Raw genomic sequence first — 13,343 nt, 5'->3', positions numbered from 1 at the left:
CCGGAGATCAAACCATGGGCGATTTGAGAGAGAGAGACGAAAGGGTCGGGCCGGGAACGTACCTGACCCCTGAAGAAGCCAAGGAGTTCCACAAACTCTTCATGTCGAGCTTCTTCATCTTCACCGCCGTCGCGGTGGGCGCACACGTGCTCGCGTGGATGTGGCGGCCCTGGCTGTAGGCTGGTGAGACGCGTGACTAACGCAAACTGAAAGGAGCCACGTCATGTGGAGAATCTGGCTTATCTTCGATCCGCGCCGCTCATTGGTGGCGCTGTTTATCTTCCTGTTCGTGCTGGCATTGCTGATTCACTTCATCCTGCTCAGCACCGACAAGTTCAACTGGCTCGACGGCCCGAAGGCGGCACCTGTCGCAACGGTGGCGCCGGTTGCGGCCACGACCACGCCTTAACGGCGCGGGCGCGAGGACGGGCGCGGTCGCACCCTGCGGGCCGCGTCCGTCCAGACGCACGGACTAGACTTTGAGCGACCCGCCGGCGCGCGTCCGGCGGAAGGAGGGACCGTCATGCTGCTGAGCTTCGAGCGGAAATACCGGGTGCGGGGCGGCACGCTGATCGGCGGCGACCTCTTCGATTTCTGGGTCGGTCCTTTTTATGTCGGGTTCTTCGGCGTCACGAGCCTGATCTGCGCGGTGCTGGGCACGGCGCTGATCTTCTACGCCGCCTCTTTGGGGCCGACGTGGAACCCGTGGCTGATTTCGATCGCGCCGCCCGACATATCCTATGGCCTGGGCCTGGCGCCGTTACGCGAAGGCGGTTTCTGGCAGATCATCACCCTGTGCGCGATCGGGGCGTTCGTCTCGTGGGCGCTGCGCGAGGTGGAGATATGCCGCAAGCTGGGCATCGGATACCATGTGCCGTTCGCGTTCGGCTTTGCGATCTTCGCCTACATCAGCCTGGTGGTGATCCGCCCGATGATGCTGGGGGCGTGGGGCTTCGGCTTCCCCTACGGCATCTTCAGCCATCTCGATTGGGTGTCGAACACCGGATACCAGTACCTCCATTTCCACTACAATCCCGCGCACATGATCGCGGTGAGCTTCTTCTTCACCACCACGCTGGCGCTGGCGCTGCATGGCGGGCTGATCCTGTCGGCAGTGAATCCGCCAAAAGGTGGCGAGGTGAAGTCGCCCGAATATGAGGACACCTTCTTCCGCGACACGATCGGTTATTCGATCGGCACGCTCGGCATCCACCGGCTCGGCCTGTTCCTGGCGTTGAGCGCGGGCTTCTGGAGCGCGGTGTGCATCATCATTTCGGGGCCGCTGTGGACGCGCGGCTGGCCCGAATGGTGGACGTGGTGGCTCAATCTTCCGATCTGGTCGTGAGGGGACGCTGACATGGCACGCTATCAGAATCTCTTCACCCAGGTGCAGATCAGGGGCACGCCGGAAACAGGGCCGCGGCTGCCGGCGGGATCGTTCGATCGGATCGGGCGGCCGGGTTCGTCCTATTGGATGGGCAAGATCGGCGCGGCGCAGATCGGGCCGATCTACCTCGGCAAGCTCGGCATCGCGTCGCTGATCTTCGGCTTACTCGCGTTCGAGATCACCGGGCTCAATATGTGGGCCAGCGTCAATTGGGATCCGGTTCAGTTCGTGCGGCAACTGCCGTGGCTGGCGCTGGAGCCGCCGGGGCCGGAATGGGGCTTCACCCTATTCGTGCCGTTGGCGCAAGGCGGGTGGTGGCAGATCGCCGGCTTCTGCTTGACGACATCGGTCGTCCTGTGGTGGGCGCGGACATATGTGCGGGCGCGCGCGCTCGGCATGGGGACGCACGTGTCGTGGGCGTTCGCCAGCGCGATCTGGTTGATGGTCGTGCTGGGCTTTATCCGTCCCATGTTGATGGGCAGCTGGGCGGAAAGCGTGCCGTTCGGCATCTTCCCGCACCTCGATTGGACCGCGGCCTTCTCGATCCGTTACGGCAATCTGTTCTACAATCCCTTCCACTGCCTATCGATCGCGTTCCTCTACGGATCGACGTTGCTGTTCGCGATGCACGGCGCGACGATCCTGGCGGTCGGGCGCTATGGCGGGGAGCGCGAGATCGAACAGATCACCGACCGCGGCACCGCCTCCGAACGCGCGGCATTGTTCTGGCGCTGGACGATGGGATTCAACGCGACGATGGAATCGATCCATCGCTGGGCGTGGTGGTTCGCGGTGCTGACGACGCTGACCGGTGGGATCGGCATCCTGCTGACGGGCACCGTGGTCGACAATTGGTATCTTTGGGCGATCGAGCATCATTATGCGCCGGCGTATCCGACGACGGGTACGGTCGATCCCGCGACGCTGGCGGGGGCAGTGCGATGAACCGGCTTCTAGCCCCCACAATGATCGCGCTGCCGCTGGTGCTGAGCGCGTGCGAGCTCGGTCCCAAGGTGTCGCAGCAGACCGGCTTTCGCGGCACCGGCATGGATCAGATCGTCGATCCGACGACGGTTCGCGCCGCGGCTGCGATCCCCAAGCAACCTTATCCGTTGCCCCCCGACGAGGGTCCGACCGCGGCCGCAACGTACCAGAACGTGCCCGTGCTGGGCGGGCTCAGTTCGCAGCGCTTCGATCATCTGATGGCGGAGATCACGCAATGGGTCGCGCCGCCCGAACAGGGCTGCAATTACTGCCACAACCCGGCGAACCTGGCGTCCGACGAGAAATACACCAAGGTCGTCGCGCGCCGGATGCTGCAGATGACGCGCACGCTGAACACGCGCTGGGCGAGCCATGTCGGGCAGACCGGGGTGACGTGCTGGACCTGCCACCGCGGCAATGCGGTGCCCGAATATAAATGGGCGCTGGCCGAGCGATCGCCGACGATGCTGACGATCCGCGGGAACAAGCGGGGGCAGAATACGCCCGACCCCAATGTCGGATACGCATCTTTGCCGTCCGATCCTTTCGCCGCCTATTTGCAGGGCGGCGATAACATCCGGATCGCGGGCGATACGGGATTGCGCAGCGGCACGCCCGGCGCGTCGATCAAGCAGACCGAGGCGACCTATGGCCTGATGATGCACATCTCGGGCGCATTGGGCGTCAACTGCACCTATTGCCACAATACGCAGTCGATGGGCGCCTGGCCGCTCAGCCGCGCGCAGCGGGCGACGGCTTATTACGGCATCCGCATGGTGCGCGACGTGAACGACGAGTATATCAACAGCCTGGCGTCGGTGTTTCCCGCCAATCGCAAGGGGCCGCACGGTGATCCTTACAAAGCGAATTGCCTGACGTGTCACCAGGGGCTGGCGAAGCCGCTTGGCGGGGTGTCGATGCGCAGCGAAGCGCCGGGGCTGTTCCCGGTCGCGACGCCCGCGTCGCTGAAGGGCGGCGCGCCGTCGATCCCGCCGGCCGCAGCGAGCGAGGGACAGGAGGGGACGCCCTCCGCGCCGGTAACCGCGACGCGGTAATCCTTCTCGGATGACAGCCGGGGCGCAACCGCACCGGCTGAGCATCCCCAGCCACAGGTTGCGCGCCGCGCTGTCGGCGGAGATGCACGTCCGCCGCCTGCCGCGGTTCTCGTCGCCATGCCGGTTGATGCAGGTCGTGACATTGCTTGGCGACGGGGCGGCGGCGGCGAGCCGCACGGCGATCGTCGAGATCGCGGTCGCGCACGGCGTCACATTGCCAGCGGACGCACGTTACGCCGTGATCCCCCTGAACGGGCTGACGCTGGTGTGGGAGGGCCATACCGAATTCGCGAGCTACACTTTAATCCGCGGAGGCCAGTTCGATGCGCCGTTCGATCCCGGCGACTTTGCCGGTGCGGATCATCTGATCGCGGCATTTCCCGGTGAAGTGATCCGCGCGACGCAGATCGCGGTTACCTCGCAAGACTCTGCGCTGCCTGACAGAGCGGCGCTGGAGGCGATGTTCGAGGCGACGGCGCTGATCGTGTGCGACGTGGCGGGTGGCCGGGCGCGCGCGATGTCCGATTTCACGCTCCATCCCGATGGCTATGGCCGGTTGCTGGTCGCCGACCGTGGGCTGGAGGGGGACGAAACCGCGCAACTGGTGCAGCGGCTGCAGGAATTGGGCAATTACCGCAACATGGCGCTGCTCGGACTGCCGACCGCTCAGACCGCGACGCCGGAGGTGTCTCGGCTGGAGCAACGGTTGTCGACGTTGACCCACGCCGTGTCAGAACCCGGCACCGACGATGCTGCGTTGCTTGACGAGTTGACTTTCGTATCGGCCGAGCTGGCGCGGATCGCCGCGGCGACGCGCTATCGAATGACGGCGACGCGCGCCTATGCAACGCTGTCGACCGAGCGGCTGGCGAGCCTCGAGATCGGCGCGGTGCGTGGCTATCAGACGCTGGCCGATTTCACCGAACGGCGCCTCGTGCCGGCGGTCAGGACGTGCGATTCCTTTTCCGCGCGGATCGACGATCTGTCGCAGCGCGCCGCCTGGGCCAGTTCACTGCTGCGCACGCGGATCGATATCGCGCTCGCGCGGCAGAACCGCGATCTGCTCGAATCGATGGACCGCCGCACGGGGGTTCAGCTGCGCCTGCAGCAGGCGGTCGAAGGGCTGTCGGTGGTCGCGATCAGTTACTATCTGGTCGCGCTCATCGCCTATGTGGTGAAGGCGACGCCGGGGGCCAGGCACGATCTGGTCGTGGCGGGGGCCGTTCCGCTGGTCTTGTTTGCGGTCTGGCTGGCGGTGCGCCGGTTCCAGCGCGCGCTGCACGATTAGTTTCAGGCCGCTCCATCATGCCGCATCGGAACCGGCAGGATAAAGGATGACGATCCGCTCGACGTGGACGCGGCGGCATTCCCTGCGATTTCGACCAAAGTTCACCCAAGTTCACACGAAATGCGCTTCATTCCGCGAACCTGGCCGACGATGTCAAAAAGCGGCATTCATAGCGAGTTATGCGGCATAGCATGGCTGCGCGTCTGTAGGAAAGCGCGTGGCTGGCGTCTGTTCCCGACCACTAAGGGCCATGCCGGGTTCTTGCAGCGTCAGGCCGCAAGCTCCCGCCGCGCGAGTTCGCAATGCGACCAGATTTCGCTCAGCGCGGTGACCAATTTGTCGATGTCCGCATCGCTGTGCACCGGCGACGGGGTCAGCCGCAGGCGTTCGGTGCCGACGGGGACGGTCGGATAGTTGATCGGCTGAACATAGATGCCGTGTTCGTCGAGCAGCCAGTCGCTGATCATCTTCGCCTTCTTCGCGTCGCCGACCATCACCGGGATGATGTGGCTGGGGTTGTCGAGTGTCGGGATGCCGATCGCGTCGAGGCGGCGGCGGACTTGCGCCACGCGGTCGCGGTGGCGGGCGCGTTCGATCTCGCTGACCTTCAGGTGACGGATCGAGGCGGCCGCCCCCGCCGCCAGTGCAGGCGGCAGTGCGGTGGTGAAGATGAAGCCGCTGGCGAAGCTGCGGACGAAATCGACGAGCGCGGCCGACGCGGCGATGTAGCCGCCCATCACCCCGAACGCCTTGCCGAGTGTGCCCTCGATCACGTCGATCCGGTCCATCAACCCTTCACGTTCGGCGACGCCGCCGCCGCGCGGGCCGTAGAGGCCAACCGCGTGGACCTCATCGAGATACGACAGCGCGCCATGCGCCTCACATACGTCGAGGATCTCGGCGATCGGCGCGATGTCGCCGTCCATTGAATATACGCTTTCGAACGCGACCAGCTTCGCACGGCCCGGCGCTACCTGCGACAGGCGGCGATCGAGATCTTCGGGCGAATTGTGCGTGAAGCGCTGGCATTCGGCGCGGCTGTGACGAATGCCCTCGATCATCGACGCGTGATTCAGCGCATCGGACATCACGACGCAATCGGACAGGCGGCTCGCGAGCGTCGACAGCGCCGCCCAGTTCGAGACATAACCGCTGGTGAACAGCAGCGCCGCTTCCTTGTTGTGCAAATCGGCCAGTTCTTCCTCGAGCAGAACGTGCGCGTGGGTGGTGCCGGAGATGTTGCGCGTGCCGCCCGCACCCGCGCCGCATTGGTCGAGCATCGCGTGCATCGCGTCGATCACGACGGGATGCTGGCCCATGCCGAGATAGTCGTTCGAGCACCAGACGGTCACGTCGCTGACCGCGCCGTCGGCGTGGCGCGCCGCGCGCGGGAAGGCGCCGCGCTTGCGTTCCAGTTCGGCGAAGATGCGGTAGCGCCCGTCGTCCCGTAACGTCGCCAGTTCGCGTTCGAAGAAGGATTCATAATCCATCGTCGCGCTTGTGAACGTGTCCTTGGCGAACGTCTCATTGGCCATGATTTGGCTCCCCTCCAGTGATGACGACGGGCTTTACGGCCCTGTTCGAAGCCCAGCGCCACATCGCCCCGTCGCGGAGCGGCAACACCAGGAAAAGATGCTCGACGAAACCGAGCGCGGCAAGCCCCGCGATCAGCGTCGCGGCGGTGGCGGTCCCGCCGCTCGTCGCGTCGGCGACGCTCCACGCCCACCAGAACGCCCCGCCCGCCAGCAACAGCGAGAACGGGAACAACGCGTTCATCGCGCGCGGCCGTCCGAAATGAGTTTTCAGATAAGCAAGGTGTTCCGGGAAAATCTCGTCGCTGAGGTTCGGAACGCCGAGATAGAGGTTCAACTTCGCCGACAACCTGAGCGCGAACAGCAACGCGAAGGTCAGCGTCGCGCTCTGGTTCGGCTGGCCCCAGGTCAGCGCCGCGAGCGCCAATGCAGTGGCGGCGAGTGCGAGTTCGTGGTGAATGACCGTCGCGGTGGCGAGGCGGAAGCGCCGCCAGCCGGTGGCGTCGGCGGGCCGGGGGGTGTGGTTCGGTCCCGCGACGAACCCCATCAGGAAGCCGAGTTCGTGCCAGCCCCAGATCGCGATTGCGGCGGCGAACCCGATATACGCACCGGTCGCGTCGTACGCGCCGCGCGTCGCCCAGACGACCGCGGTCGCCGCTAGCGCGACGATTCCCGCCATCCGAAAGCTGGTGCGGAACGTCGCGCGCGGGCGGCTGTCCAGCCACACGACCGCGCCTGTGCCGACGAACCACATGACGAGCGCGAACAGGAGCGGCGCCAGCGTCACCAGGCCGGAACCAGCCGGATCGTCGCGGGGGCCTCGCTCTTCTTCGTGCGGTGCAGGTAGAGCCGCGCGAAGGTGACCGCAGCACCCGCGACGCCGACGGCGCGCTGCGCGAACCCGGCGATCCCGCCCTTGGCCTTGCCCGCGTCGATCCGTGCTGCGGCCCGGCGCATCGCCTCCAGCCCGGCGCGGAAACCCGGCGCGTCGGTGTCGAGCGTCAGCGGGAAGGCCTGACGGCTGATCTCGCTGCAGATTCGGAACACCTGCGCATCATAATCGGACGGATCGATGCCGAGCGCGGCGTGGAAGGCGGGGCGGTTGTGATCGCGGACGTACATCGTGGCATACACCGCGACGAGGAAGAACCGGACCCACAGTTTGTTGACGCCGCTCAGCAGTTTCGGATCCGCGCGCATCAGCAACGCAAAGGCGTCGCCGTGGCGGAATTCGTCGTTGCACCACAGTTCGAACCACTGGAAGATCGGGTGGAAGCGCAGTTCGGGGTGCTTCGCCAGATGGCGGTAGATCGTGATGTAGCGCGCGTAACCGATCTTCTCGCTAAGATACGTCGCGTAGAAGATGAACTTCGGCCGGAAGTAGGTGTATTTCTTGGTCCGCGTCAGGAAGCCCAGGTCGATGCCGATCCCGGCGTCCTTCAGCGTATCGTTGATGAAGCCCGCGTGGCGGCTTTCGTCGCGGCTCATCAGCTTGAACAATTGCCGGATGTCGGGGTTCTTCACGCGCTTGGCGATTTCCGCATACAGGATGCAGCCGGAAAATTCGGCGGTCAGCGAACTGACGAGGAAGTCGGTAAATTCCTGCCGCAACCCGTCGGGCAGGCTTTCGATGACGCCGGTAAAGCTTTCGTCACGGCGGAAGTGGCGCTTGTTCGGATCGGCCGCCATTTCGGCGATCAGCGCGTCCCATTCGGCGCGCACCGGGGTCACGTCGATCCGGTCCATCGCGGCGAAATCGGTGGTGTAGAAGCGCGGGCTGAGGACCGTATCCTCGCGCGCGATGGCGAGGGTGTCCGCCGCTTCGATCTTGGTGATGGCGTTCATCGGATCGCTCCCGGACTGAAGCTGACTTCGTAGAGTTCGGCCATTTCGAAATGCCCGGCGACCTTCGTCCACAGCCGTTCGAGCGCGCCCGCACGTTCGACCGTCGCGGTGCGTTCGAACACGCGGCGTTCGCCGAACGGCACCGCGAAGCCGCCGCCGTGGACGCGAACCTGGTCGCCGGGGCGAATCTCGATCGCGTCGGGCAGGTCGACGTGCGCGCAGAGAAATTCCTCGCTGTGTTCGATCTCCACACGGCACGGCGTGTCGAAGCTGGTCCGGCCGATCATGTCGTGTGTTCCAGCAAGGCGGCGAAGGCGGCGCGGTTGGTGTTGCCGAATGCGCCGAGTTCGATCGAACGCCCGGTCGCGCTGTCGTCCAGGCTCAGTTGGCCGTCGCGCCACTGGGTCAGGACGAACGGCGGCGTATTGCCGATGCCGTGCATCCGGCGTTCGCGCGCCAGCCCGCGCATCACGCCGCGGATGAAGCCGGTTTCCTCGCCCGCCTTGACGATATGCGCGATCTGTCCGGTTTGCGTATCGGTGATGACCACCGCGCCTTCGCCGCGATCGACGAAGCGCAGGTGCCGCGACGCAATGGGCGCGTCCTTGGTCTCGGCGCGCAGCACGGCGGGTGAGGCGGCAGGCGTTATGTTCGCGATGCGCGCGGTCGCGGTCGCGGCGAGCGCGAAGATCACCAGCCCGCCCGCGAAATACAGCGCGCCGCGTGGCAGCATATTGTCGTGGTCGTGCTTGCTCATGCCGCCACCGCCTCGGGATAATGCGCGTCGGGCGTCGTGGCCGGGGTCAGCGCCCCGGTCGGATTGACCGAAAGACAGGTCCGCGCGATCAGCGCGCCGACCCGCGTCGCGTCGTCGATGCTGCGCAGCATCGGTTCGGGCCGCGCAAGCTTCCACGGCCGCGCGTGCGGCCACAATGTCGCGTAACCGAGCGGCTGCCGCGTCGCGAGCGCCAGCGCGACATCGCCGACGCCGTTCGTGTGCAGATGAAGTCCCGCCGCCCCGACCTGCATCAGCGGCAGGTTGATGCAGGTCGGCAACGCCATGCCGATCCGCAGCACGATCCGCCGGTCGGTCAGCGTGTAGATCGTCGATCGCGCGGACCACCAGGCGAGGAGGTTGAGGAGGATGACCGACAAAGTGCCGAGCGTGGCGGTCATCAGCAGGCCGAACATCGATCCCGACACTGCGGAGACGATTGCGAGCGCGAGGAAATACGCCGCCACCAATCGTGTGTGGAACGCGGTGCGGGCCAGCGTGCGGCGATCGGGCGAACCCTGCCACAGGATGCGCTCGCCCGGCGGCAAATGGCCGGGCAGGCCGGGGATCGGTTCGACTTCATATTCGGTCGGGGTCACAGGTACGGCTCCTGTCGACTGGCGTTGGCGTAGAGATAGCCGCCGCCGAAGTATGCGACGACGCGTTCTTCCTCATACAGCGTGATCGTGTTGCTTTCGGCCGGAACCGGCGCGCCCGCGAACTGCGCGGCGTTCAGCGCATCGATCACGACATGGCCGCGGCGGCGATCGACCTTGGCCATCGTCATCGGCGCGAGCACGCCGCGCCCGACGCCTGCGGCCTCGATCTGCAGATAGCGCACCAGCCGTTCGGCGCGATCGACCCACAGGTCGGCGACGACGCCCGCCTTCGCGCCGTCCGCGCCATAGACCGGCCAGCCGACCAGCGACGGATCGCCGCGCGCGACGAAGAAATCGCTCAATGTGCTGAGCGGCGCGATCCGCGGATGGCCTTCCATATCCACATCGGGGCGCTTGGCGCGATCGGCCCAGGCCGCGGGGCCGATGCCGTCGGCCAGCGGATCGCCGGTCGGCGAATAAGGCGCACCGGGGAAGCGATCGGTGCGGCGTGCGGCGATGTCCACCGCCTCGCGCCCTTTGGTGGGCGTGGTCGAGAAGCCGAGTCCGTGGGGCAGGCGAAAGGTCTTGGGCGTGGCCTGCGACAGCGGCCCGCCGGGGCTGTCGACGCGGCCCGTGACCGTGTCCTCCAGCGGATAGCCTTCACGGCGATCCTCTCGGCGCAGGTAGAAGATCAGCGCGATGAAGAACAGGACGAAGGCGTAGAACACCAGCAACGCCACGTCGATTCCGCGGGTGAGTTCCAGGTTCATCGTAGCATCCCCTTCAGATCGGAAATTCGCTGAGGCCGAACCGGGCCGGTTGATTGATTTCGTGCGCACGGCCGCGGACGAGCGGACCGAGCGCGACGATCGTGCCGAGCAGAAGCGCGATCTCGACCAGATACACGAGCGCATAACCCGTCGCGGGGGCGGCGAGCGTCGGTCCCAGATCGCGCGCGACCGCAGCGGCGGAGACGAGGTCGCGCACGACCGCGCCGACCGCGATCGCCGCGCCCGCGCAGGTCGCCTGCACCGCACCCCAGGCACCCAACGCCAGGCCGGTGCGCCCTTCATCGGCGATATTCATCGCGGCGGTCAGCGTGCCGACCGAGAACAATCCTGCGCCGAAACCGATCAGCAACGCACCGACCGAGAGCAATCCGGGGGCGGTGAACGGCGCGGCGAAGATCACGCACAGGAAGGCGGCGATCCCGACCACCCCGCCGAACCCGGCGAGCCGGTGCGGATCGTCGCCTGCGCCCAATTGCCGCGCGGCGAGCGCGAACCCGGCGAGCATCCCCGCCGCCCACAATGCGGTGAGTCGGGTCGTCGCGCCGACCGACAGGCCGAGCACCTGCCCGCCGTAAGGCTCCAGCAGTACGTCCTGCATCGAGAACGCCGCCGCGCCCAATCCGACCGCGACCAGCAACCGCATCGTTCGCGGTTGCGCAACGAACTGCCGCCACATCGCGGCGAACGCGGGACGCGGCGCTTGCGGGTCGGTCGCGGCGCGGTTGCGCGCCTCCTGCTTCCACAAAGCGGTGAGGTTCAGCACCATCGTGACGACGGCCGCGCCCTGCACGATGCGGACGAGCTTGGTCGGGGTGAAATCGGTTAGCAACCGCCCGATGACGAGCGCGCTGACCATCATGCCGAGCAGCAGCATGACGTAGAGCAATGCGACGACGCGCGGGCGCGACGCTTCGGGGGCGAGATCGGTCGCGAGCGCGAGGCCTGCGGTCTGCGTCGTGTGCATCCCCGCGCCGATCAGCAGGAACGCGAACGCCGCGCCGATCTGGCCGCCGATCGCGGGGCCTTGTCCGCCGCCCGACATGACGAGCAGCGCGAATGGGAGCAACGCGAGCCCGCCGAACTGCATCAGCGTCCCGAACCAGATATACGGTACGCGCTTCCACCCGAGCAGCGAGCGGTGGTGGTCCGACCGGTGCCCGACGAGCGCGCGCAGGGGCGCGAACAGCAACGGCAGCGAAACCATCGCCGCGACGATGCTGGCCGACATGCCCAACTCGACGATCATCACGCGGTTGAGCGTGCCGGTCAGCAGCACGGCGGCCATCCCGACCGACACCTGGAACAGCGACAGCCGCAGCAACCGCGCGAGCGGCAATTCCGCGCTCGCCGCATCCGCGAACGGCAGGAACCGCGTACCGAGCCGGTTCCAGAACGCGCCGTTCTTCAGCGCGTCGGCACGGCTGTTTTCGGGCGCGCCGTCAGGCGTCGATTGCGGGGCCAGTGAGGCCTTGAGGGCGGCCATGCCGCTCATGCGGTCAGCACCTCCATCGCATGACTGGTGTAGAAACTGGCCGAGATGCGTTGATCGCGACCGATCCGCGCCGTCGGGATCGTATCGCCGATCAGCGTGCGGAGCAGCCGGTCGCGCATCGGCAGGATCGCAGGGGAGCGGTTGCCGCGCGGGAACAGCCGCCCCATGCCGAGCATCGCCATCAGCAGCGGCGTCTGCGGCGCGAAGGTAAAGACGATCGAGCCGTTCGTTCGCCCGGCCAGCGCGCGGAGCGTCGCGACGATCTCGGACGCGGGATAATGGATCAGCGAATCCATCGCGACGACATGGTCGAACCGCCCGAGCGCAGGATCGAGCATGTCGCCGACACGCCAGTCGATCGCCAGGTGCGCGGGCGCACGCCGCCGCGCGACAGCGACAAGGCTGCCCGCGACGTCGATCGCGACCACTTCGGCACCGCGCTCGGCAGCTTCGATCGCAAGCGAACCCGTGCCGCATCCCGCGTCGAGCAACCGTATGCCCGTCAAGTCGTCGGGCAGCCACGACAGCAACGTGCCGCGCATCCGCTCACGCCCCGCCCGGACGGTGGCGCGGATGCTGCTGACCGGAGCGTCGGAGGTAAGCTGTTCCCACGCCTTCGACGCGGTGCGATCGAAATAGGTCTCCAGCCGCGTACGATAGCGATCGTAGGTTGAAGGAAGGATGGGCGCGCTGGCCATCATTCGAAGCCCAGGAACTCGAATATTTCGCGGTCCTTCATGGGCCGTGCCTCGAGCGGCTCGCACCCGGCCCACATCTGCGCGGCGAGACGTTTGTACTCGAGGCAGGCGGCGTCGACTTCGGGCGACGATTCCATCTCGAACAACGTGCATTTCTTCAGGCGGCTGCGGCGGATCGCGTCGAGATCGGGGAAATGCGCGAGCCGTTTCAGCCCGGTCGCTTCGTTGAAGCGGTCGATCTCATCGGTCGCGGCGGAGCGGTTGGCGATGACGCCCGCCATGCGAACCTCGTAATTCTTCGACTTCGCCTTGATCGCGGCGACGATGCGATTCATCGCGAAGATGCTGTCGAAATCGTTCGCCGCAACCACGACCGCGCGCTCGGCGTGCTGCAACGGGGCGGCGAACCCGCCGCACACCACGTCGCCCAGCACGTCGAAGATCACGACGTCGGTATCTTCCAGCAGATGATGCTGTTTCAGCAGTTTCACCGTCTGCCCGACGACGTATCCGCCGCAGCCGGTGCCGGCGGGCGGCCCGCCCGCCTCGACGCACATCACGCCGTTATAGCCCTCGAACATATAGTCTTCGGGACGCAACTCCTCGTGATGGAATTCGACCGTTTCGAGCACATCGATGACGGTCGGCATCAGTTTCTTGGTGAGCGTAAAGGTGCTGTCGTGCTTCGGGTCGCAGCCGATCTGCAGCACGCGCTTGCCGAGCAGCGAGAAGGCGGCGGAGAGGTTGGACGAGGTGGTCGATTTGCCGATCCCCCCCTTGCCGTACACCGCGAACACCTTTGCGCCGGTGATCTCGTCGCGCGGGTCGAGCGCGACCTGCACGCTGCCGTCGCCGTCTGGTCGTATCGGGTCGTGAAGGGCCATGGTGTTAAATCCT

At 66.3% G+C, this 13,343-nt stretch carries 16 protein-coding genes; 6 read left to right on the top strand and 10 right to left on the bottom strand.

Annotation, left to right across the window (positions count from 1 at the left end; all coding sequences use genetic code 11):
* Positions 1-14 precede the first annotated feature (14 nt).
* From pufB to M0208_RS10010, 6 genes are all read left to right on the top strand, one after another.
* Complete coding sequence (gene pufB, locus M0208_RS10035) at positions 15-179, top strand: light-harvesting antenna LH1, beta subunit (protein WP_258891563.1); 165 nt, start codon at positions 15-17, stop codon at positions 177-179.
* Between the two features lie 44 nt (positions 180-223).
* A complete protein-coding gene (pufA, locus tag M0208_RS10030; protein WP_258891562.1) occupies positions 224-409 on the top strand; it encodes a light-harvesting antenna LH1, alpha subunit in 186 nt (61 codons plus the stop codon).
* A gap of 114 nt (positions 410-523) precedes the next feature.
* Complete coding sequence (pufL, locus tag M0208_RS10025) at positions 524-1,345, top strand: photosynthetic reaction center subunit L (RefSeq protein WP_258891561.1); 822 nt, start codon at positions 524-526, stop codon at positions 1,343-1,345.
* Between the two features lie 12 nt (positions 1,346-1,357).
* Entirely contained in the window at positions 1,358-2,332 is a 975-nt protein-coding gene (pufM, locus tag M0208_RS10020) for a photosynthetic reaction center subunit M (protein ID WP_258891560.1), read from the top strand.
* Positions 2,329-3,426 (top strand): photosynthetic reaction center cytochrome PufC, encoded by a 1,098-nt coding sequence (gene pufC / locus M0208_RS10015; RefSeq protein WP_258891559.1) that lies wholly within the window; start codon positions 2,329-2,331, stop codon positions 3,424-3,426. Before pufM ends, pufC begins: the two co-directional genes overlap by 4 nt.
* 10 nt (positions 3,427-3,436) lie before the next feature.
* Positions 3,437-4,714 (top strand): DUF3422 family protein, encoded by a 1,278-nt coding sequence (locus M0208_RS10010; protein WP_258891558.1) that lies wholly within the window; start codon positions 3,437-3,439, stop codon positions 4,712-4,714.
* A 269-nt stretch (positions 4,715-4,983) separates the two neighbouring features.
* On the opposite strand, the gene hemA is transcribed toward M0208_RS10010, so the two are convergent.
* The 10 genes from hemA to bchL are packed head-to-tail and all read right to left on the bottom strand — an operon-like array spanning position 4,984 to position 13,330.
* Positions 4,984-6,204, bottom strand: a complete 1,221-nt coding sequence (gene hemA / locus M0208_RS10005) for a 5-aminolevulinate synthase (RefSeq protein WP_258893218.1) — start codon at positions 6,202-6,204, stop codon at positions 4,984-4,986.
* A 34-nt stretch (positions 6,205-6,238) separates the two neighbouring features.
* On the bottom strand, positions 6,239-7,033 hold the full coding sequence (puhE, locus tag M0208_RS10000; protein ID WP_258891557.1) for a putative photosynthetic complex assembly protein PuhE: 795 nt from the start codon (positions 7,031-7,033) through the stop codon (positions 6,239-6,241).
* Complete coding sequence (acsF, locus tag M0208_RS09995) at positions 7,030-8,091, bottom strand: magnesium-protoporphyrin IX monomethyl ester (oxidative) cyclase (protein ID WP_258891556.1); 1,062 nt, start codon at positions 8,089-8,091, stop codon at positions 7,030-7,032. Before acsF ends, puhE begins: the two co-directional genes overlap by 4 nt.
* A complete protein-coding gene (locus M0208_RS09990) occupies positions 8,088-8,378 on the bottom strand; it encodes a hypothetical protein (protein ID WP_258891555.1) in 291 nt (96 codons plus the stop codon). Before M0208_RS09990 ends, acsF begins: the two co-directional genes overlap by 4 nt.
* Positions 8,375-8,848, bottom strand: a complete 474-nt coding sequence (puhC, locus tag M0208_RS09985; RefSeq protein ID WP_258891554.1) for a photosynthetic complex assembly protein PuhC — start codon at positions 8,846-8,848, stop codon at positions 8,375-8,377. Before puhC ends, M0208_RS09990 begins: the two co-directional genes overlap by 4 nt.
* Positions 8,845-9,465 (bottom strand): photosynthetic complex putative assembly protein PuhB, encoded by a 621-nt coding sequence (gene puhB / locus M0208_RS09980; protein ID WP_258891553.1) that lies wholly within the window; start codon positions 9,463-9,465, stop codon positions 8,845-8,847. The genes puhC and puhB overlap by 4 nt, the downstream gene beginning before the upstream one ends.
* Positions 9,462-10,235 carry a photosynthetic reaction center subunit H gene (gene puhA / locus M0208_RS09975; protein ID WP_258891552.1) on the bottom strand — a complete coding sequence of 258 codons (774 nt, stop codon included), beginning with the start codon at positions 10,233-10,235 and terminating at the stop codon, positions 9,462-9,464. The genes puhB and puhA overlap by 4 nt, the downstream gene beginning before the upstream one ends.
* A 13-nt stretch (positions 10,236-10,248) precedes the next feature.
* On the bottom strand, positions 10,249-11,748 hold the full coding sequence (locus M0208_RS09970; protein WP_258891551.1) for a BCD family MFS transporter: 1,500 nt from the start codon (positions 11,746-11,748) through the stop codon (positions 10,249-10,251).
* Positions 11,745-12,449, bottom strand: a complete 705-nt coding sequence (gene bchM / locus M0208_RS09965; RefSeq protein WP_408988087.1) for a magnesium protoporphyrin IX methyltransferase — start codon at positions 12,447-12,449, stop codon at positions 11,745-11,747. Before bchM ends, M0208_RS09970 begins: the two co-directional genes overlap by 4 nt.
* Positions 12,446-13,330, bottom strand: coding sequence for a ferredoxin:protochlorophyllide reductase (ATP-dependent) iron-sulfur ATP-binding protein (gene bchL, locus M0208_RS09960; RefSeq protein ID WP_258891550.1), 885 nt, complete (start codon positions 13,328-13,330; stop codon positions 12,446-12,448). The genes bchM and bchL overlap by 4 nt, the downstream gene beginning before the upstream one ends.
* Positions 13,331-13,343: the final 13 nt, after the last annotated feature.

The organism is Sphingomonas sp. SUN019 (assembly GCF_024758705.1).
Taxonomy (GTDB): domain Bacteria; phylum Pseudomonadota; class Alphaproteobacteria; order Sphingomonadales; family Sphingomonadaceae; genus Sphingomonas.
Note: the sequence above shows the minus strand (reverse complement) of the source record. Positions and strands in the feature narration are given on the sequence as shown.